General features: G+C 63.5%; 17 protein-coding genes. 9 read left to right on the top strand and 8 right to left on the bottom strand.

What is annotated here, in order from left to right; genetic code table 11:
• Positions 1–11: 11 nt before the first annotated feature.
• Positions 12–659 (bottom strand): transcriptional repressor LexA, encoded by a 648-nt coding sequence (gene lexA / locus KPL81_RS08370; protein ID WP_209472233.1) that lies wholly within the window; start codon positions 657–659, stop codon positions 12–14.
• Between the two features lie 200 nt (positions 660–859).
• Here lexA and KPL81_RS08365 point away from each other — a divergent pair, with 200 nt between their 5' ends.
• From KPL81_RS08365 to hglS, 6 genes are all read left to right on the top strand, one after another.
• On the top strand, positions 860–1,528 hold the full coding sequence (locus KPL81_RS08365) for a TetR/AcrR family transcriptional regulator (protein WP_219791440.1): 669 nt from the start codon (positions 860–862) through the stop codon (positions 1,526–1,528).
• Position 1,529: 1 nt separating this feature from the next.
• Positions 1,530–2,048, top strand: a complete 519-nt coding sequence (locus KPL81_RS08360; protein WP_219791439.1) for a L,D-transpeptidase — start codon at positions 1,530–1,532, stop codon at positions 2,046–2,048.
• Between the two features lie 113 nt (positions 2,049–2,161).
• The gene (gene nagZ / locus KPL81_RS08355; RefSeq protein ID WP_209472230.1) at positions 2,162–3,175 is read left to right on the top strand and encodes a beta-N-acetylhexosaminidase; all 1,014 of its coding nucleotides are present in this window, start codon (positions 2,162–2,164) and stop codon (positions 3,173–3,175) included.
• Positions 3,176–3,226: 51 nt separating this feature from the next.
• Complete coding sequence (locus tag KPL81_RS08350; protein ID WP_209472229.1) at positions 3,227–3,805, top strand: hypoxanthine-guanine phosphoribosyltransferase; 579 nt, start codon at positions 3,227–3,229, stop codon at positions 3,803–3,805.
• Positions 3,806–4,009: 204 nt separating this feature from the next.
• Positions 4,010–5,281, top strand: a complete 1,272-nt coding sequence (locus tag KPL81_RS08345) for a 2-aminoadipate transaminase (RefSeq protein WP_219791438.1) — start codon at positions 4,010–4,012, stop codon at positions 5,279–5,281.
• A 1-nt stretch (position 5,282) separates the two neighbouring features.
• On the top strand, positions 5,283–6,674 hold the full coding sequence (gene hglS, locus KPL81_RS08340; protein WP_219791437.1) for a 2-oxoadipate dioxygenase/decarboxylase HglS: 1,392 nt from the start codon (positions 5,283–5,285) through the stop codon (positions 6,672–6,674).
• A 133-nt stretch (positions 6,675–6,807) separates the two neighbouring features.
• Here hglS and KPL81_RS08335 read toward each other — a convergent pair whose 3' ends face one another.
• Both KPL81_RS08335 and aptA read right to left on the bottom strand, forming a co-directional pair.
• Positions 6,808–8,298, bottom strand: coding sequence for a CoA-acylating methylmalonate-semialdehyde dehydrogenase (locus KPL81_RS08335; protein WP_219791436.1), 1,491 nt, complete (start codon positions 8,296–8,298; stop codon positions 6,808–6,810).
• 11 nt (positions 8,299–8,309) lie between these two features.
• Positions 8,310–9,650, bottom strand: a complete 1,341-nt coding sequence (gene aptA / locus KPL81_RS08330; protein ID WP_219791435.1) for an omega-aminotransferase AptA — start codon at positions 9,648–9,650, stop codon at positions 8,310–8,312.
• Between the two features lie 169 nt (positions 9,651–9,819).
• On the opposite strand from aptA, the gene KPL81_RS08325 reads away from it, so the two are divergent.
• Positions 9,820–10,740: a LysR family transcriptional regulator gene (locus tag KPL81_RS08325; RefSeq protein ID WP_219791434.1), complete on the top strand. Its 921-nt coding sequence runs from the start codon at positions 9,820–9,822 to the stop codon at positions 10,738–10,740.
• Positions 10,741–10,845: 105 nt separating this feature from the next.
• On the opposite strand, the gene nhaC is transcribed toward KPL81_RS08325, so the two are convergent.
• Positions 10,846–12,369, bottom strand: a complete 1,524-nt coding sequence (gene nhaC, locus KPL81_RS08320) for a Na+/H+ antiporter NhaC (protein WP_219791433.1) — start codon at positions 12,367–12,369, stop codon at positions 10,846–10,848.
• A gap of 280 nt (positions 12,370–12,649) precedes the next feature.
• Between nhaC and KPL81_RS08315 the strand changes: the two genes are divergently transcribed.
• Complete coding sequence (locus tag KPL81_RS08315) at positions 12,650–13,138, top strand: Lrp/AsnC family transcriptional regulator (RefSeq protein ID WP_219791432.1); 489 nt, start codon at positions 12,650–12,652, stop codon at positions 13,136–13,138.
• Positions 13,139–13,143: 5 nt separating this feature from the next.
• Here the strand turns inward: KPL81_RS08315 and amaA are convergent, their stop codons facing one another.
• Both amaA and amaB read right to left on the bottom strand, forming a co-directional pair.
• A complete protein-coding gene (gene amaA / locus KPL81_RS08310) occupies positions 13,144–14,424 on the bottom strand; it encodes an L-pipecolate oxidase (protein ID WP_219791431.1) in 1,281 nt (426 codons plus the stop codon).
• Positions 14,425–14,498: 74 nt separating this feature from the next.
• Entirely contained in the window at positions 14,499–15,992 is a 1,494-nt protein-coding gene (amaB, locus tag KPL81_RS08305; RefSeq protein ID WP_219791430.1) for an L-piperidine-6-carboxylate dehydrogenase, read from the bottom strand.
• Positions 15,993–16,112: 120 nt separating this feature from the next.
• Between amaB and gcvA the strand changes: the two genes are divergently transcribed.
• Entirely contained in the window at positions 16,113–17,000 is an 888-nt protein-coding gene (gene gcvA / locus KPL81_RS08300) for a transcriptional regulator GcvA (RefSeq protein WP_209472219.1), read from the top strand.
• Between the two features lie 69 nt (positions 17,001–17,069).
• Here the strand turns inward: gcvA and KPL81_RS08295 are convergent, their stop codons facing one another.
• Entirely contained in the window at positions 17,070–18,773 is a 1,704-nt protein-coding gene (locus KPL81_RS08295) for an AMP-binding protein (protein WP_219791429.1), read from the bottom strand.
• A gap of 117 nt (positions 18,774–18,890) precedes the next feature.
• Entirely contained in the window at positions 18,891–19,334 is a 444-nt protein-coding gene (locus KPL81_RS08290; protein ID WP_209472217.1) for a MerR family transcriptional regulator, read from the bottom strand.
• Positions 19,335–19,414: the final 80 nt, after the last annotated feature.

Here is a 19,414-nt window from a genome sequence, read left to right as displayed (position 1 = left end):
TTCGCCAGCTCTCACCCCAAAGCTTGGCCGTTGCCGCCGCGTATCACTCCCACACCAATCCCCTCGATGTCGAGCTCCTGTCGGCGCAGGTCCACCTCGATCGGGGCGAAGTCGGCGTTCTCGGCTTCCAGCACCACACGATGCCCCTGGCGATGGAAGCGCTTGACCGTCACTTCGTCCTCCAGGCGTGCCACCACGATCTGGCCGTCGCGCACACGGTCGGTGCGATGCACGGCCAGCAGATCCCCCTCGAGAATGCCGATGTCTTTCATCGACAGGCCGCGTACCTTGAGCAGGTAGTCGGCGCGCGGAGTAAAGAAGTCGGGTGGCAGGGGGCAGTAGCGGTCAATGTGTTCGGCGGCAAGGACAGGGCTGCCGGCGGCCACTTCACCGATGATGGGCAGGCCTTCGGCGCTAGGTTCGCTGACGAGGCTGTCGGCTTCCTGCGCGGGCAGGCGAATGCCGCGGGAGGTGCCGCGTATCACGCGGATCACGCCTTTGCGCTCCAGGGCGCGCAGGTGCTCTTCGGCGGCGTTGGGCGAGCGAAAGCCCAGTGCACGGGCGATCTCGGCGCGAGTGGGCGGGTAGCCGAATTCGTTCATGGTCTTGACGATAAAGTCATAAACGTTCTGCTGGCGCGATGTGAGAGGGCGGGTCATGGCGAACTCCAGAGGCGTGACTGCCGTATTGGTCAAGTATACAGCATGGAAGCCCATACAGTAAAAGGGTCGCTGACCGTCTTGCGTCGTATCGCAAAAAGCGTTTAAAACGCTTTAGATCATCGACACATTGAGGCACAAGATGTAATGGCGTAGACTTTTGTAATGTTTAAAACAGTTGTTTTCAGTGGGAACTGATCATGGCCCAGACCGATACCGTCACGCGCATCCTCGATACCGCCGAGGTGCTGTTCGCCGAGCGCGGCTTCGCCGAGACCTCGCTACGTACCATCACCAGCAAGGCTCGCGTCAACCTCGCCGCGGTCAACTACCATTTCGGCTCGAAGAAGGCGCTGATCCAGGCGGTCTTCTCGCGCTATCTCGACCCTTTCACGGTACGCTTTCATCACGCTCTCGATGAACTCGAGGCGCAGCACGCCGGCGCTGTCATCCCGTTGGAGCAACTGCTCGAGACCATGGCCCGAACGGTGCTCGAGGTGCCCGCGGAGAAGCACAGTCTCAAGGTCTTCATGAAGCTGCTGGGACTCGCCTACAGTCAGGCCCAGGGCCACCTGAGGCGGCATATTCAGGAGGAGTACGGTAGCGTGTTCACCCGCTTCACGGATCTGGTGCGCCGCGCCACGCCTGAGTTGCCCGATGCCGAGCGCTTCTGGCGCCTGCACTTCGTGCTGGGGACGGTGATCTTCACCCTATCCGGTCTCGACGCACTGCGTGACATCGCCGAGAAGGATTATCATGAGCACGTTTCGGTACGTGATTTGATTCGGCGCCTGCGCCCCGTGGTGGTGGCGGCCATGAATGCGCCACTGCCGCCGCCGCCCGCCGCCCAGCCGGCCAAGGCGAGCTGAAATGCGTACTCCGCAACTGGAGGCCCTGCCACCCAGGGAGGGGCTGTGGTTCGAGGTGGACATCGGTCGTCAATGCCTCGTCCAGTGGCAGGGTAAGCAGCGCCAGGCGGAGTGGCCGGTATCGACGGCCGCGGCGGGGGTGGGCCAGCGTGAGGGCAGTGGTTGCACGCCGCGGGGCTGGCACTACGTGCGGGCAGCGATCGGTCAAGGACAGCCGCCTGGCGCGGTGTTTCGTGGCCGACGTCCCACCGGTGAAGTGTACAGCGCGGCGCTGGCCGAGGCGCATCCTGGGCGAGACTGGATCCTGACCCGTATCCTTTGGCTGTGCGGGCTCGAGCGGGGCGTCAATCGTGGCGGCGACGTCGACTCCCAGAGGCGCTATATCTATCTACATGGCACTCCGCCCGATCAGCCGATGGGGGAGCCCCGCTCGCATGGCTGCATCCGCATGCGTGACGAGGCGCTGCTGCAGCTCTTCGCACTGGCCCAACCGGGCACTCCCTTCTGGCTGCACGAGTGACGAGGCGGGAAAGGCACGCCAGGACGGGCATTGCGCGGTGTGCCCTGTATGGCTGTTGCCATCGGCGCCTTTAGTCTAGAATCAGCTCCCTTTCATGCCCAAGGACTCCGATCATGACCCAGACCCTCGGCCCGGTGATGCTCGATCTGGAAGGCACCGCATTACGTAAGGAAGAGCGCGAATTGCTCAAGCGTCCCGAGGTGGGCGGCGTCATCCTGTTCGGCCGCAACGTCGAGCATGCGCGACAGGTGCGGAAGCTTTGCCATGACATACGGCGTGTGCGCCCTGAGCTGCTGCTGGCTATCGACCAGGAGGGCGGCCGTGTCCAGCGCCTCCGGCAAGGGGTGACGCGCTTGCCGGCCATGGGGCGTATTGGCCGGGACTACGAAGTGTCGCCGGAAGTGACCCTTCGGCTCTGTCTCGATGCCGGCTGGCTGTTGGGCATGGAGATGGCCGCCTGCGGGCTCGATCTCAGCTTTGCTCCGGTGCTCGATATCGACACTGGCGTCTCCAGCGTGATCGGCGATCGCAGCTTCTCCTCCGACCCGCAGGCGGTGGCGGCCATGGCCGGTGCGTTCATCAGCGGGCTGCACGAAGCCGGTATGGCCGCAGTGGGCAAGCACTTCCCCGGCCACGGCAGCGTGGCGGCAGACTCCCATCTGGAGCTGCCGGTCGACGATCGCCCCCTCGCGGCGTTGCGCCAGCACGACCTGATACCGTTTACGGAACTGGCTTCCCGGCTCGATGGCGTGATGCCGGCTCACGTCATCTACTCCGCCTTCGATTCGCGTCCCGCAGGGTTTTCGGCAAGTTGGTTGGGCCTGCTGCGCGAATCGCTCGGCTTCAAGGGCACCATCTTCTCCGATGATCTCGGCATGGCAGGCGCCGGCTTTGCCGGTACCCCAGGCGAGCGAGCCCTGGCCGCGTTAAAAGCCGGCTGCGACATGGTATTGGTGTGCAACGACCGTGCGGCCGCGCTCGAAGCGCTGGACGCCTGCCAGGGTCGGACCACGCGTCTGACGGCGCGCTTGCGTTACGGCCGGGCACGCCCCGACATCGAGGCGCTCGAAGCCCTGGGGCGCTGGCGTCGGGTGCATGCGCGTCTCGAGGCCATGGCGTCGCTCTGATCTGTCATATCGTTTTTCATATTCGTTTACCTGCGTTGATACGAGCCACTCATGCCCAAACTCGAAGCCGATTTTCACGAATCCCTGGCCACCATGCGCGATGTCATGGAGAACGCCGACTGCCTGATCAGCCATGAGGAGGTCGAGCGCGCGCTGGATCGCATGGCCGAGCAGATCACCGCCGATCTGGGCGACAAGCTGCCGGTCTTCTACTGCGTTATGAATGGCGGCTTGATCACCACCGGCCATCTGTTGACTCGCCTGGGCTTCCCGCTTGAGGTCGATTACCTCCATGCAACGCGCTATCGCGGTGGGTTGCGCGGTGGGGAGCTGTTCTGGCGGGTTTCGCCCGAAATCCCCATGGCCGATCGCCATGTAGTAATCGTCGATGACATTCTCGATGAGGGCGCGACGCTTGCCGCCATCCTCGATTACTGCCGCGAAGCCGGTGCGGCAAGCATTTCCACCGCCGTGCTGGTAGACAAGCGACACGATCGCAAGGCGGTGCCGGACCTCAAGGCCGATTATTGCAGCCTCGAAGTGGTCGACCGCTACGTGTTCGGCTTCGGCATGGATTACAAGGGCTACTGGCGCAATGCGCCGGGGATATTCGCTCCTAAAGGTCTCTAGCTCGCGAATGCTTCATTCGCGATAGATTTCGGAATGCCAACGCAAGCTGTGCGTGCAGAATGCTGAAAGTTCGGTGGAAAAACTATAAGACGCCTTGTTTCATGACTTTATGGAATTCATAGGCGTCTTTTTTTCGTTTGAGCATGCCCTTGGCCATCTGCTCTCATTGAGCCACTGATCTCTCATGCTTGCGGGACATTGTTCATGGATTTACCTCACGTCAGCCAGGGCCTGGGTATCGTGCATCCCATCTGTATTGAGCGGGGGCGTAATGCCGAGGTGTGGGACGAGCGTGGCACGCACTACATCGACTTCATCGGCGGTATCGGCGTCCTCAACCTGGGGCATTCGCATCCTCAAGTCGTCGAGGCCGTGAAGTCTCAGGCCGATACGCTGTTGCATTCGGCGTTCAATGCCGTACCGCACCGCGGCTATCTGGAAGTCGTCGAAGCGCTGGATGCCTTCGTGCCCGTCTCCTACCCGCTCTCCTGCATGCTCACCAACAGCGGTGCCGAAGCCACCGAGAACGCCTTGAAGGTGGCGCGTGCGGCGACCGGGCGCCAGGCGGTCATCGCCTTCGACGACGGCTTTCATGGGCGCACGCTGGCGGCGTTGAATCTCAACGGCAAGGTGAAGCCCTACAAGAACCGCTTGGGCGCCTTGCCGGGCCCGGTGCACCACGTGCCTTTTCCCAGCGGCGACAGCGATGTCGATGCTGAACAGGCCATGGCCGCTCTGGAGCGACTCTTCGAGGTCGAGACGCCTGCCGATGAAGTGGCGTGCATCATCGTCGAACCGGTCCAGGGCGAGGGTGGTTTCCGCGTACTGTGTGCCGACTTCGCCAAGCGGCTGCGCGCCCTGTGCGACAGACACGGTATCGTTTTGATCTTTGACGAGATCCAGTCGGGGTTCGGACGTACCGGCACCCGCTTCGCCTTTACACGGCTGGGCGTCGAGCCCGATCTGCTGCTGATGGGCAAGAGCATGGCGGCGGGGCTGCCATTGGCGGCGGTGGCGGGTAGGGCGGAATTCATGGACACCGTGCCCAAGGGCGGGCTGGGCGGTACCTACTCGGGCAACGCCCTGGCCTGCGCCGCGGCGCGTACGGTGATGGCTCTGATGAGCGAAGAGGCTCTGGCGAGCTGGGGAGCGCGCCAGGAGGCGCTGATCGTCGAGGCCCATCGACGCTGGCAGACCAGTGGGCGCTTCCCGATGCTGGGCAATCTCACCGGCGTGGGGGCCATGCGCGGGATCGTCTTCGAGGATACCGACCGGGCCAGCGGCGCCGAGCACCTGGCTGCGCTGCTGACGTCGGCGCGCGAGGCCGGCGTGCTGCTGATGCCAAGCGGCCGGCGGCGCAACGTGCTGCGCTTGCTGGCGCCACTGACCGCCGAGCCCGACACCTTGCAAGAAGGACTCGGGCGCATCGAGCGCGCCCTGGATTCGCTCTTTCAACCCAATACCGAGGAGGCCTGAATTGCCTGCCAACTATCTTCCTTGCGATGAAATCCGCGACCGTTTTTCCCGGGCCATGTCGGCGATGTATCAGGCTGAAGTTCCGCAGTACGGGGCGCTGCTCGATCTGGTCGAATGCGTCAACCGGCAAATTCTGGAGGCCGACCCCACCCTGGCCGAGCGCCTTGCCGCCCATGGCGAACTGGAACGCCTGGGTGCCGAGCGTCATGGCGCCATTCGCGTGGGCACGGCCCAGGAGCTGTCCATGCTGCGTCGCCTGTTCGCCGTCATGGGCATGCATCCGGTGGGCTATTACGACCTCTCCGAAGCCGGCGTACCGGTACACTCTACGGCCTTCCGCCCGGTGGATGACGCGGCGCTGGCGCGCAACCCTTTCCGCATCTTCACCTCGCTGTTGCGCCTCGAGCTGATCGAGAGCCCGGCGCTGCGGGAGCGGGCGGCAGCCATCCTTGCCGGCCGCGATATCTTCACCCCGGACTGTCGCCGGCTGATCGAACTCCATGAAGCGCAGGGCGGGCTCGATGAAGAGCAGGCCGAGCGCTTCATCGGCGAGGCCCTGGAGACGTTCCGCTGGCATCGCGATGCCACGGTGGATCTGGAAACCTACCAGGCGCTGCATGCCGAGCATCGGCTGATCGCCGATGTGGTCTGCTTCCGCGGCCCGCATATCAATCACCTCACGCCGCGCACGCTCGATATCGACGAAGTGCAACGGCGCATGCCCGATGCCGGCATGCAGCCCAAGGCGGTAATCGAGGGGCCGCCCCGTCGCGCGTGTCCCATCCTGCTGCGTCAGACCAGCTTCAAGGCGCTGGAGGAGGGTATCCGCTTTGCCGGTGAGCGGCAGGGGACCCACACCGCCCGCTTCGGTGAAATCGAGCAGCGTGGCATGGCGCTGACCCCCAGGGGGCGTGAGCGTTACGATAGCCTGCTTGGCGAAGCACGGCGCCGCGCCGCCGGCCTCGACAACGAGGCGCATCAGCGCGTGCTCGATGAGGTCTTCGCCGACTTTCCCGATGACGAAGCCACTTTGCGGCGTGAAGGCCTGGCCTTCTTCCAGTATCGCCTTACCGACGCCGGCACGGCGGCGGTTCGTGTGAAGAGTGACTCCAGCACGGCGGCAGGCCGAGTAGAGGGTGCTGGCCTGGAGACGCTGATCGCCCAAGGCTTGGTGGAAGCGTTGCCACTCACCTACGAAGATTTTCTGCCGGTCAGTGCGGCAGGAATCTTCCAATCGAATCTGGGTGGCGGGCAGAACGGGGCCTATGCCGGCAACGCCAATCGCGAGGCCTTCGAGCAGGCCTTGGGGGCTCCGGTCAGCGATGAGCTGGCGCTCTATGCCGAGCGTGAGCGGGTTTCCCGCGAGGCGGTGCTTCAAGCCCTGGGGCGCTGAGTAGCGCCTGTCACCCGGGCGCTCAACTCTTGAGAATAGCGAAAATCAAAAGCCGAACCAGGAGACCTGGTTCGGCTTTGCCATGCTGGCGCCTAACGCCTAACGCCTAACGCCTAACGCCTAACGCTTGGCGTCAGGAGGGGAAGGAGAACTGCGCGCCCTCGCGTACCCCGGCTGACGGCCAGCGCTGAGTGACGGTCTTGCGCTTGGTGTAGAAGCGCACGGCATCCGGTCCGTAGGCGGCGAGATCACCGAACAGCGAGCGCTTCCAGCCGCCAAAGCTGTGGTAGGAGACCGGTACCGGCAACGGCACGTTGATGCCGACCATGCCCACCTGGATATTGTCGCTGAAGTAACGCGCCGCTTCGCCGTCACGGGTGTAGATGCAGGTTCCGTTGCCGTACTCGTGGTCGTCGATCAGCTGCATGGCTTCCCGCATCGAGCCGGCGCGAACCACGAGCAGCACGGGACCGAAGATCTCCTCCTGGTAGCAGGTCATCTCGGGGGTCACCCGATCGATCAGGGTGCCACCGACATAGAAGCCGTTTTCAAAGCCCTGCACCTGCACGCCACGGCCGTCCACCACGATCTCGGCACCCTGGACCTCGGCGCTGTCAATGTAGCCGCAGACCTTCTCCTGGTGAGCCTTGGTGATTACCGGACCGAAGTCGTTCCCGGCGTCGGCGAAGTGGCCAACCTTGAGAGCCTTCATTCGCTCCTGCATCTTGGCGACCAGGGCGTCGGCGGCGGCATCACCCACGGCGACCGCCACCGATAGCGCCATACAGCGCTCGCCGGAGGAGCCGAAGGCGGCCCCGGTTAGCGAATCGACCACGTTGTCCATGTCGGCATCGGGCATCACGATGGCGTGGTTCTTGGCACCCCCGAGGGCCTGGCAGCGCTTGCCGTTGGCGCTGGCGCGGCCGTAGATGTATTCTGCGATCGGTGTGGAGCCGACGAAGCTGACGGCCTGCACTCGCGGGTCGTCGAGCAGGGTGTCGACGGCCTCCTTGTCGCCATTGACGACGTTCAGCACGCCGGCCGGCAGGCCCGCCTCCAGTGCCAGCTCGGCGATGAACAGTGTCGAGCTCGGGTCGCGCTCAGAGGGCTTGAGCACGAAGGTGTTGCCGCAAGCGATAGCCATCGGGTACATCCACAGCGGAACCATGGCCGGGAAGTTGAACGGTGTAATACCGGCGACCACACCGAGCGGCTGGAACTCGCTCCAGGAGTCGATGCCCGGGCCGACGTTCTTGCTGTGCTCGCCCTTGAGCAGCTCCGGCACGCCGCAGGCGTACTCCACGTTCTCGATGCCGCGCTGCAATTCCCCCTTGGCATCGTGGACGATCTTGCCGTGTTCCTGGCCGATCAGCCGGCAGATCTCGTCGGCGTGCTCTTCGAGCAACTGCTTGAAGCGGAACATGACCCGGGCGCGCTTGGCCGGCGGCGTGTTGCGCCAGGCCGGGAAGGCGGCCTGGGCGGCGGCGATGGCCTCCTCGACGGTGGCCTTGCTGGCGAGGCTGACCTGGCCGCTGACCTCGCCGATGGAGGGATTGAAGATATCCTGGGTGCGTCCTTCGTCGTTGACGCGTGTACCGTTGATCAGGTGGCCGAGCGTGGTCATTGCGTTACCTCTCAATTCAATTCGCCGATGGCCTCACCCAGCACATTCACCAGGCGGTCGATCTCGTCGCGCTCGACGATGAAGGGCAGGCCGAGCTGAATGGTGTCGCCGCCGTAGCGCACGTAGAAGCCCTTGTCCCAGCACTTCATGGCGATCTCGAAGGGGCGCCGTGCCGGCTCGCCGGGGTAGGGCTCGATCTGCAGGGCCCCGGCGAGCCCGTAGTTGCGGATGTCGCTGATATGGCGGGTGCCCTTGAGCCCATGCAGGGCCTCCTCGAAGACTGGACTCATCTCACGCACGCGATCGATCAGGCGGTCGTTCTCGAGTACGTCCAGGGCTGCGAGGGCGGCGGCGCAGGCCACCGGATGGCCGGAGTAGGTGTAGCCGTGGGGCAGCTCGAGCATGTAGTCGGGCCCGCCCTGTTCCATGAAGGTCTGGTAGATCTCGCCCTGCACGATTACCGCACCCATGGGCACCGCGCCGTTGGTCAGTTGCTTGGCCACATTCATGATGTCCGGCACCACGCCGAACTCCTCGGCGCCTGTCATGGCACCCATGCGGCCGAAGCCGGTGATGACCTCGTCGAAGATCAGCAGGATATCGTGCTGATCGCAGATCTCGCGCAGTCGCTTGAGGTAGCCCTTGGGTGGCGGGATGACGCCAGCGGACCCGGCCAGCGGCTCGACGATCACCGCGGCGATGTTCGAGGCATCGTGCAGGGCGATCAGCTCCAGCAGTTCCTCGGCCTTCTCGGCGCCGCGCTCGGGCATGCCGCGGTTGAAGGCGTTCTCGGCAAGCAGGGTATGGGGCAGGTGGTCGGCATCGACGCCCTGGCCGAACAGGGCGCGATTGGCGCCGATGCCGCCCAGGCTGATACCGCCGAAGTTGACCCCGTGATAGCCCTTGGCGCGACCGATCAGCTTGGTCTTGGTCGGCTTGCCTTTCTTGCGCCAGTAGGCGCGGGCGATCTTCAACGAGGTATCGGCGCTCTCCGAGCCGGAACCGGTGAAGAAGACGTAATCGAGCCCCTTCGGTGTCAGGCCGCGAATGCGATGGGCCAATTCGAACGCCTTGGGGTGGCCGAATTGGAAGGCTGGGGAGTAGTCCAGCTCACCGATCTGGCGGCTGACCGCCTCGGCGATTTCCGGGCGACAGTGACCCGCCCCGCAAGTCCACAGCCCGGAGAGGCCGTCGAAGACTTGCCGGCCCTGGGCATCGGTCAGGTAGCTGCCCTTGGCACCGACGATGATGCGTGGATCGTGCTTGAACTGGCGGTTGCCGGTGTAAGGCATCCAGTAGGCGTCCAATTGCTCCTGGCTCAGGCCGGCGTGCAGGGTCTCTTGAGCTGTCATGGCAGCACCCTCTGTTGGCTTTGCTGTTGTTGATGATATGAAGGCAGGCTAGTTCGGCTAGAAGCTAAGTTAAATGCAAGTTTTTTTAAGCTTACGCAAGCTACTGCTTAACTTTCTTTCCCCGCAGCGATACCCTCGAAATCGAACGTCCTGAGAAAAGGAAATGTACATGTCACGCCGCAAGCAGGCCCTCTCGGCCCAGCCCAGCGATGCCGACCTGCGCCTGCTGAAGATCTACCGCAAGGTGGTGGAATGCGGTGGCTTTTCCGCTGCCGAGGTGGAGCTGAACATCAGCCGTGCCGCCATCAGCATGGCGATGAACGATCTCGAGACACGTCTCGGCTTGCGGCTGTGCCAGCGTGGGCGTAGTGGCTTCTCCCTGACCGATGAAGGCGCGGAAGTCTACCAGGCGACGTTGCAACTGCTGGCTGCGGTGGAGGGGTTTCGCACCCGGGTCAATGGGCTGCATGCCTGGCTCAAGGGTGAGCTCAACATCGGCATCACCGACAACCTGGTGACCATGCCCCAGATGCACATCACCAATGCCCTCAGCGCGCTCAAGGAGCGCGGTCCGGAAGTGCGCATCAACATCCGCATGATTCCACCCAGTGATATCGAGCTGGCAGTGCTGGACGGCCGCCTGCATACCGGGGTAATCCCTGCGCTGAAGTGCTTGCCAGGGCTCGATTACCTCTCGTTGTATGCGGAGACGTCCCAGCTTTACTGTGCCTCCGGCCATGCCCTGTTTGACAGCGAGGGAGTGACCGAGCGTGAACTAGCGAGCTGTGATGCCGTGGTACCCGCCTATGCCCAGACGCCCGAGGTCAAGGCGCTGCACGAGCCGCTCAGGGCCGCAGCCTCGGCCACCGACCGGGAAGGAATCGCCTTTCTCATTCTCTCCAACCGCTATATCGGTTACCTGCCGACCCACTATGCCGAACGCTGGGTTGGGAGTGGCCGGATGCGGGCCCTGGATCCCGGACGTTGGCACTATCTTACCCACTACAGCGCGATCACCCGCAAGGGGGCTCCGCCCAACCTGGTGCTGGAAACCTATCTTGAGGAGCTCCGCGGCATGATAGGTGAATAAGAGCGACAGAGTACCGGGTGCAATGGCAGTGACAACTAACGCACAACCCAGCAGGCTTGGCCTGCTGGGTTGGTAGCATGGCCCGGCCGATGTCGGGGCGCTGATTCAGCTGGTTCGTGTTGCTGGGGTAGCGCTTATGGAGGCTTCACCTGCGGCGCCCAAGTCGGTCGCGATAGCCTCTCCCTGTTCCTGCCAGAGCTGCCGCTCTTCGTCGGTTGCACGAGGTGAGAACAGGCCGAGCTGAGCATAGACAAGGCCGAAAACCGGCGACAGCCAACAGGCGAAGGCCAGCGGAATGTACAGCAGGTTTTCGACGTTGCCGTCGGCGATGCCGAGCGCCAGGGCGCTGATCACGAAGGCGCCACCAGCATTCCACGGAATCAGCGGCGAGATGAGGGTGCCGCCTTCCTCGATGGCGCGCGACAGGTTCAGGGTCGAATAGCCCATGCCACGATAGGTGGGGGTGTACATACGGCCGGGCAGGGCGATGGAGAGGTAGGGGTCGCCGGCGACCAGGTTGGTGGAAACCGAGGTCAGCACGGCTGAGGTCTGCAGCCCGGCGAAGCTACGCACCTTGGTCATGATGGCGCGGATGATTGCCTCCAGGCAGCCGGTCTTTTCCAGCGCTCCACCGAAGCCCAGCGCGATGAGCACCAGCGAGATGGTCCACATCATCGACTGGATGCCGCCGCGATTGAGTAGGCTGTCCATGGCCGCAACGCCGGTATCGATCGAGTAACCGCTGTTGGCATAGGTCAGCACGTCATGCACGCCCGCCCCCTGAACGAGCATGGCGGTGATCGCACCGGCCAGGGCGCCGGCGAACAGCGAGGGGATGGGCGGCATGCGCTTGACTGCGAGCACGATGACCAGCACCGCCGGCAGCAACAGCCAGGCCGAGATGGTGAAGTTCGCCTGAAGCGCGGAGGTAATGGCGTCGATCCGCTCGAAGGAGGCAGAGTTGTCGTCGATCAGGACGAAGCCGGCACCGAGATAGATGGCGAAGGCGATCAGCATGGCGGGGACAGTCGTCGGCATCATGTTCTTGATGTGCGAGAAGATGTCGGTGCCGGTGACCGCCGGGGCGAGGTTCGTGGTATCCGACAGCGGCGAGACCTTGTCGCCGAAGAACGCGCCCGAGACCACCGCGCCGGCGGTCCAGTACATCGGAATATCGAAGCCGGCGCCGATGCCCATCAGGGCCAGGCCCACCGTGCCGACGGTGCCCCAGGAGGTACCCAGTGCCAGCGACACGATCGAGCACAGCAGCATGGCTGCGGCCAGGAAGATGGTCGGCGAGAGGATCGTCAGGCCGTAGTAGATCAGGGTGGGCACGGTGCCGCTGGCAATCCATACGCCAATGATCATGCCGACGCAGATCAGTACCGAGACGGAGGGCAGCGACACGTGAATGACGTGGAAGATCCCTTCTTCTATCTGCTTCCAGCGGAAGCCAAGCTTGACGCCTACCAACGCCGTGATGGCCAGACCGATGGCCAAGGGGATATGCGGAGTGAAGTCGCCGAAGTAGAACAGCTGCACTGCCAGTACCAGCAGTGTCAGGACGACGGGAGTCAGCGCCAGCGCCAGACTTGGCTGCTGATGCTGGATGGGCGTTGAACTTCTCATATTAACTTTACCTTGGGACAAGTGTGCGTTTGTTCTTGGGTTGCTTATTACTTGATAAGCACTACGCTGCTTCCCAACCCTCATCGCCATGACAGGCGACCAAGGCCGATGACTGGGTTCTCCGGGTATCGTCGTGGGATCACCTCCTCTGGTCGTTGTCGCTTGTTGTCAGGAGCACCGTCACTAAAGCCTAATTGTTGGCCAATTTAGATAGGAATTGGCTCCAAATAACGCTAGATTGTTTTACCTTTGTCCTTAAAAACAAAAAATGGTAGGCAATATGGCTAACAAACTGGACCGCATAGACCGCCGTATCCTGAACCAGTTGCAGGAGAACGGGCGTCTTTCCATCGTGGAGCTTGCCAGCCGGGTCAATCTGACCAAGACGCCTTGCGCTCAGCGTGTACGCCGGCTCGAGCAGGCCGGCATCATCCGCGGCTACCGTGCCGACCTTGACCCCGAGCAGTTGGGGGCGGGCCATGTGCTGGTGGTGCTGGTGACGATGGAAAAGACCAGCGAAGACGCCCTGGACCGTTTCAACGAGGCCGTGCGCCTCATTCCCGAAGTGCAGGGCTGCTACATGGTGGCGGGTAACTTCGACTACCTGCTCAAGGTGAGAACTCACGATATCTCCCATTACCGGGCCGTGCTGGTCCAGCAGATCGGCCGGTTGCCGAATGTCCATCAAACGCACTCCTTCGTGGTGATGGAGCTGGTGAAAGACGAAGTAACTGTGCCGGTTCCCATCGATGCCTGCTTCCAGCCGTAAGTTGCTCAACCCAGCACTCTCAGGCACTGTCCCGTGTGATAGAGCGTGAAGCCGCTTTCATAGCCGGAGCTGCGTAGCGATCTGGCGCGTATCGGCCGGGGTGTGCGAATCGGCAGGGGCAGGGCATCGTCCTCGCCGGTCATCAGGTATCGAGCGAAACCCTTGCCCACCACGGTGCCAGTGGTGATACCGCGCCCGTTGTAGCCGGAGACGCCAAGCACGCCCGGGGCAAGCTCGAAGAGGCGCAGCGTATGATCGGGCGTGAAGCCGATGCGTCCCGTCCAGCTGTATTCCCATTCGATGCTATTCAACCGAGGGAAGTAGTGACGCTGGATGCGGTTGGCCCAGCAGCGCAGGAAGGCGGCGGGCTTGCCTTCCCCCTTGCCGAGGCTGCCAAGGATCAGTCGGCCTTCGGCATCGCGGCGCAGGCTGCTCAGCACCATGCGCGTATCCCAGGCACCATGGCGCTCTGGCAGGACCTCATCGGCAGCCCCGCCGGACAGTGGTCGGGAGGCAACCTGGTAGAAGTGGCCGACGAAGAAATGGCGGCGGACCTCGTTCCACCGATCCTCGGTATAGGCGTTGGTGGCAAGCACCATGCGCTGGGCCTGGATGCTGCCCTGAGCAGTGGTGACCCGCCAGTCGTCTCCCGCTCGGGTGACGCCGGTGGCGGCGCTGTGGGTATGCAGGCGTGCGCCGGCCGCCTGCGCGGCACGCGCCAGGCCACGGGTGTAGGCGCTGGGATTCAGTGTGCCGGCGCGGTGGTCGAGCAGGGCGCGGTGGATGCGCCTGGTGCCCACGAGTCTCTGGCACTCGTCAGCTGCGAGCAGTGCCACCGGGGCGCCGCGTCGTTGCAACTGCTCCGCTCGTCGTGCCAGTTCCTGCTCGCCCTTGCCATTGTGTGCCATGTGCAGGGTACCGGTGCGGGTTGCCTGGCATGCGATACCGTGCCGCTCGATCAATGAAAAGACGACTGCAGGGGCGCCGCCGAGGATGGTATTGGCGCGCTCGCCGATCTCCTCGCCAAGCACCGTCTCGATGTCGTCAGGTGGAATCCACAGTCCCGCGTTGACGAGGCCGACATTGCGTCCTGAAGCGCCGCTGGGTACGTCGCCGGCTTCGATCAGGGTCACGCTCACGCCAGCCTCGGCCAGGTGCAGGGCGGTGCTGAGACCGGTAATCCCTCCACCAATCACCAGCACATCGGTGCTGTGATCGCCCTGCAGCATGGGCAGCTCCAGGGGCGGCTCCGGAGAGGTGTCGTGCCAGAGACAGCGTTCCTTCATTGTGCCTCCCGTACATCGGGTGATGGGGAAGGCCTCGGCGAGCCGCTGCGCCGAGGCCGAGGATACCTAACCGGTCAGTCGAACTTGATGCCCTGGGCGAGCGGTAGCTCCCGGGAATAATTGACCGTGTTGGTCTGGCGGCGCATGTAGCTTTTCCATACGTCAGAGCCTGACTCGCGGCCGCCACCGGTTTCCTTCTCGCCACCGAAGGCGCCGCCGATCTCGGCGCCGCTGGGGCCGATGTTAACGTTGGCGATACCGCAATCGCTGCCCACCGCGGAAACGAAGGTTTCCGCCTCGCGCACGTCGGTGGTGAAGATGCAGGAGGAAAGGCCCTGGGGCACGTCGTTGTTGAGTGCGATGGCCTCGTCGAGCGCTTCGTAGTCGATCACGTAGAGGATCGGTGCGAAGGTTTCGTGCCGCACCAGGTCGCTCTGGCCTTCGACCTCGACGATGGCCGGCGCCACGTAGTAGCCCTCGGGATACTGCTCGGCGAGCTGGCGCTGACCGCCGAATACGTTGGCACCCTGTTCGCGGGCCTGGGTCAGCACTACCTGCATGGTGTCGAAGGCCTGGCGGTCGATCAGCGGGCCGATCAGATTGCCTTCGAGCGGGTCGCCGATACTGATGCCGGTATAGGCCTGCTTGAGCCGGGCGACGACCTCTTCCTTGATGGAGCGATGCACCACCAGGCGGCGCAGCGTGGTGCAACGCTGGCCAGCGGTGCCCACCGCCGAGAAGAGGATGGCGCGGACGGCCATGTCCAGGTCGGCGCTGGGCGTCAGGATCATGGCATTGTTGCCGCCCAGTTCGAGGATGCTGCGACCGAAGCGGGCGGCCACGCGCGGCCCCACTTCACGGCCCATGCGCGTGCTGCCGGTGGCGCTGATCAGGGGGACCCTGGCGTCGTCGGTCAGTTGCTCGCCTGCGGCACGTTCGCCGATGATCACCTGGCTGAGGTATTGGGGCGCGTCATCGCCGAACTCGGCCATAGCGCGCTCGAGCAGCGCCTGGCAGGCCAGGGCGGTGAGCGGTGTCTTTTCGGAGGGCTTCCACAGCAGGCTGTCGCCGCATACCAGGGCCAGTGCCGCATTCCAGGCCCAGGGGGCGACCGGAAAATTGAAGGCGGTGATCAACCCGATCGGGCCGAGCGGATGCCAGCTCTCACGCATATGGTGCCCGGGACGCTCGGAGGCGATGGTGAGACCATAGAGCTGGCGGGACTGACCCACGGCAAGATCGCAGATGTCGATCATCTCCTGCACTTCACCGAGCCCTTCCTGGAGGATCTTGCCGCACTCCCAGGTGACCAGTGCGCCCAGGTCCTCCTTGTGGCGGCGCAGCTGATCGCCGAACAGGCGAACCAGTTCGCCGCGACGCGGAGCGGGCACCTGGCGCCACGCTTCGAAAGCGCGCTGGGCGTTGGCGATGGCCGTGTCGATCTCTTGGGCAGTGGCCGTTCGTACACGACCGATTTCGCTGCCGTCGATGGGAGTGGCGACCGCGATATCGCCGTCTCGATACTGTTCAGGCGCCACGCCGAGGCGCTGCATCAGGGAGTCGATCATTCTTTCTCCTATCGTTATCATCCGAGAATGTCGTGGCGCCAGTATCGCTAGCGCTGCCAAAAGGCAACAAGCGACGATTACGATACATATCATTCCTTAATTTCATGCTAGGCGGGCGAAATGAGTCGTCGACACCTTCCTTCCCTGGCCGGGTTGCAATGCTTCGAGGCGGCGGCCCGCCATCTGAGCTTCACCCGTGCGGCAGATGAGTTGAGCTTGACCCAGAGCGCCGTGAGCAAGCAGGTCGCACAGCTGGAGTCGATCCTGGAGCATCCGCTTTTCCGGCGTATTCGTCGGCGCTTGCACCTCACACCCGAGGGGGCGATCTACTTGGGCGAGGCGCGCAAGATCCTCGCCCAGGTGGAGATGTCGACGCGCTACATGCAGTCATACGGCGGCGAGGCGGACGTGCTCAACGTGGCGACCCTGCCTACCTTTGGCGCGCGCTGGCTTATCCCTCGGCTCAACGGTTTCCGCTTTCGCCATCCCAACATCAACCTCAACATCAGCAACCGGGTCGAGCCGTTCGACATGCAGCAGGAACGGGTGGAGGTGGCGTTCTTCTTCGGCCACGGGGCCTGGCCCAAGGCCGAATGCATCAGGCTGCTCGAGGAGGAGATCGTGCCGGTCTGCTCGCCGCAGGCGCTGGAAGGCATGAGGGTGGAGGAACCGCTGGCACTGACGCGGCTCGTGCTGCTGCAGAGCGCCACCCGGCCGGAGGCTTGGCACGACTGGTTCGATGCCCAGGGCCAGTACACCGAGCACAGCTACCATGGGCCGCGTTTCGATACGTTCTACATGGCGCTGCGGGCGGCGCAGGCCGGCTGCGGCGTGGCGCTGGTGCCGCGTTTCCTGGCCCAGGAAGAGATCGACGAGGGCAAGCTGGTGGTTCCTTGGTCGTTCAGCCTGAAGAGCCGGGACGCCTATTACATGGCTTACCCGGAGCACATGGCGGACCTCTACAAGGTGCGCGCCTTCATCGATTGGATACGGGAACGCATCGTCTGAAGGCGAAACGCAAACGCCCCTGCCGAGGCAGGGGCGTGACGGCCGTCAAGGCATCGCCTTGTCAGCGGTTCAGGCCAGGCCGAGCTCGTGGGTGGCTTCCTCACGCATCTTGAACTTCTGGATCTTGCCGGTAACGGTCATCGGGAACTCGTCAACGAACTTCACGTAGCGCGGGATCTTGTAGTGGGCGATCTTGCCCTTGCAGAACTCCTTGAGCTCGTCGGAGGTAAGCTTCTGTCCATCGCCGAGCTTGACCCAGGCCATGACTTCCTCGCCGTACTTTTCGTCGGGCACGCCGATCACCTGCACGTCGGAGATGGCCGGATGGGTATAGAGGAAGTCCTCGATTTCACGCGGATAGATGTTTTCGCCGCCGCGAATGATCATGTCCTTGATCCGCCCGACGATGGCCACGTAGCCCTCTTCGTCCATGGTCGCCAGGTCGCCGGTGTGCATCCACCCCGCGCTGTCGATCGACTTGGCCGTGGCTTCCTCGTTGTTCCAGTAGCCGAGCATCACGCTGTAGCCGCGGGTGCACAGTTCGCCGGTTTCGCCGCGCGGTACCACCGCACCGGTCTCGGGGCTGACCAGCTTGACCTCCAGGTGGGGATGGATGGTGCCCACCGTGGTCACCCGCTTCTCCAGCGGGGCATCGGTCTGGGTCTGGAAGCTCACCGGGCTGGTCTCGGTCATGCCGTAGCAGATGGTGACGTCTTCCATGTGCATCTTGTCGATGACCTTGCGCATTACCTCGATGGGGCAGATGGAGCCAGCCATGATGCCGGTGCGCAGGGAGGAGAGATCGTACTGGGCGAAGTCGGGATGTTCCAGTTCGGCGATGAACATCGTCGGCACGCCGTAGAGCGCTGTGGCCTTTTCCTCGGAGACCGCCTTGAGCGTGGCTTCCGGATCGAAGCCGTCGCCAGGATAGATCATGGTGGCGCCGTGGGTCACGCAGCCCAGGTTGCCCATCACCATGCCGAAGCAGTGGTAGAGCGGCACCGGAATGACCAGGCGATCCTTCTCCGAAAAGCCCATGGTGCGGGCGACGAAGAAACCGTTGTTGAGGATGTTGTGGTGGGAGAGGGTGGCACCCTTGGGCGCACCGGTGGTGCCCGAGGTGTACTGGATGTTGATCGGTTCGTCGAACTGCAGCGTGGCCTGAATGTCGGCAAGGTGTTCATCCGAGACTTCATCGGCATGCGCCAGCATGCTCTGCCAGCTGAACATGCCGGTCAGGGTGCGGTCGGCATCGAGGCACACCACGCGCTTGAGCTCGGGCAGCTTGGCGCAGGAAAAAGTGGAGGGCGCGCCGTCACGCAGCTCCGGCGCCAGCTCCGCCAGGGTGGCCACGTAGTCGGAACTCTTGAACTGGCCCTGAAGGATCAGGGTGGAAGTGCCGGACTGCTTGAGCGCGTACTCGAGTTCGTGGGTGCGGTAGCTGGGGTTGATATTGACCAGGATGGCGCCGATCTTGGCTGTGGCGAACTGGGTGATGGTCCACTCGGCGCAGTTGGGTGACCAGATGCCGACTCGATCGCCTTTCTTCACGCCCAGCGCGAGCAGGGCTCGGGCGGCCTGATTCACCGACTGTTGAAGCTCCTGCCAGGTATAGCGCAGCCCTTGATGCAGACTGAGCAGCGCTTCGCCATCGGGAAAGCGCGCCACGGTCGCGTCGAAGCAGTCGCCGATGGTTTCGCCCTTGAGCGGTGTATCGCTGATGCCGCTGACGTAACTGTTCGATACGCGTTCAGGAAGTGCTTGGCGTGTCATCGTATTACCCGTCTTGTTGTGCAGTTGGCTGCGGTAGTCGATTGCCGATGAGCGCCATCACTGGCGGCCCATCCGTTGAACGGCGTGGCGAGGACGTAACGTTGCGGTGACCCGGCCTTAGGGCTGGGCGAGACGTTCGAGCACTTCGCGGGCGCGCATCTCCACGTCATCGAGTTCGCGCTGCATCAGGCGAATGTCCTCGAGCTGACGCTCCATGTTGCTGCGCTTGTCGGCCAGGATTTCCAGCAGGCGCTTGAGCTGTCGCGCGTTGCCGTCGGGCATGGCGTCGTACATCTCGATGACCTCGCGAATCTCGGCCAGCGAAAAGCCCAGACGCTTGCCGCGCAGGGTCAGCTTGAGGCGAACCCGGTCCTTTTCGTGGTAGATGCGGGTCTGGCCACGGCGCTCCGGCGCCAGCAGCCCCTCCTGCTCATAGAAGCGGATCGTGCGGGGGGTCACTTCGAACATCCGGGCCAATTCGCCTATCGAATAGGTACGGCGATGCCGGGGAAGGCTGTTGCCGTTGGCCGGGGGGGCGACTTCCGCTTTGGGTATGCTCATCTCATTCGTTTCCTATGAGTTGGACGGGCCGTCTGGCGATGTCCCTCCACTAATCGCAACACTAGACGACGTTGACGTTA

The organism is Billgrantia antri (genome assembly GCF_019430905.1).
In the GTDB taxonomy this organism is placed as follows: domain Bacteria; phylum Pseudomonadota; class Gammaproteobacteria; order Pseudomonadales; family Halomonadaceae; genus Halomonas; species Halomonas antri.
The sequence above is the reverse complement of the archived record's forward strand: the minus strand, read 5'-3'. Positions and strand labels throughout refer to the sequence as shown.

Excerpts from the sequence above, each read along its gene's own strand:
- KPL81_RS08360 (WP_219791439.1), top strand. The coding sequence starts at position 1,530 with ATGCGTACTCCGCAACTGGAGGCCCTGCCACCCAGGGAGGGGCTGTGG.
- KPL81_RS08350 (WP_209472229.1), top strand. The coding sequence starts at position 3,227 with ATGCCCAAACTCGAAGCCGATTTTCACGAATCCCTGGCCACCATGCGC.
- KPL81_RS08345 (WP_219791438.1), top strand. The coding sequence starts at position 4,010 with ATGGATTTACCTCACGTCAGCCAGGGCCTGGGTATCGTGCATCCCATC.
- nagZ (WP_209472230.1), top strand. The coding sequence starts at position 2,162 with ATGACCCAGACCCTCGGCCCGGTGATGCTCGATCTGGAAGGCACCGCA.
- KPL81_RS08325 (WP_219791434.1), top strand. The coding sequence starts at position 9,820 with ATGTCACGCCGCAAGCAGGCCCTCTCGGCCCAGCCCAGCGATGCCGAC.
- KPL81_RS08295 (WP_219791429.1), bottom strand. The coding sequence starts at position 18,773 with ATGACACGCCAAGCACTTCCTGAACGCGTATCGAACAGTTACGTCAGC.
- KPL81_RS08365 (WP_219791440.1), top strand. The coding sequence starts at position 860 with ATGGCCCAGACCGATACCGTCACGCGCATCCTCGATACCGCCGAGGTG.
- gcvA (WP_209472219.1), top strand. The coding sequence starts at position 16,113 with ATGAGTCGTCGACACCTTCCTTCCCTGGCCGGGTTGCAATGCTTCGAG.
- KPL81_RS08315 (WP_219791432.1), top strand. The coding sequence starts at position 12,650 with ATGGCTAACAAACTGGACCGCATAGACCGCCGTATCCTGAACCAGTTG.
- KPL81_RS08335 (WP_219791436.1), bottom strand. The coding sequence starts at position 8,298 with ATGACCACGCTCGGCCACCTGATCAACGGTACACGCGTCAACGACGAA.
- lexA (WP_209472233.1), bottom strand. The coding sequence starts at position 659 with ATGACCCGCCCTCTCACATCGCGCCAGCAGAACGTTTATGACTTTATC.
- KPL81_RS08290 (WP_209472217.1), bottom strand. The coding sequence starts at position 19,334 with ATGAGCATACCCAAAGCGGAAGTCGCCCCCCCGGCCAACGGCAACAGC.
- amaA (WP_219791431.1), bottom strand. The coding sequence starts at position 14,424 with ATGAAGGAACGCTGTCTCTGGCACGACACCTCTCCGGAGCCGCCCCTG.
- nhaC (WP_219791433.1), bottom strand. The coding sequence starts at position 12,369 with ATGAGAAGTTCAACGCCCATCCAGCATCAGCAGCCAAGTCTGGCGCTG.
- aptA (WP_219791435.1), bottom strand. The coding sequence starts at position 9,650 with ATGACAGCTCAAGAGACCCTGCACGCCGGCCTGAGCCAGGAGCAATTG.
- amaB (WP_219791430.1), bottom strand. The coding sequence starts at position 15,992 with ATGATCGACTCCCTGATGCAGCGCCTCGGCGTGGCGCCTGAACAGTAT.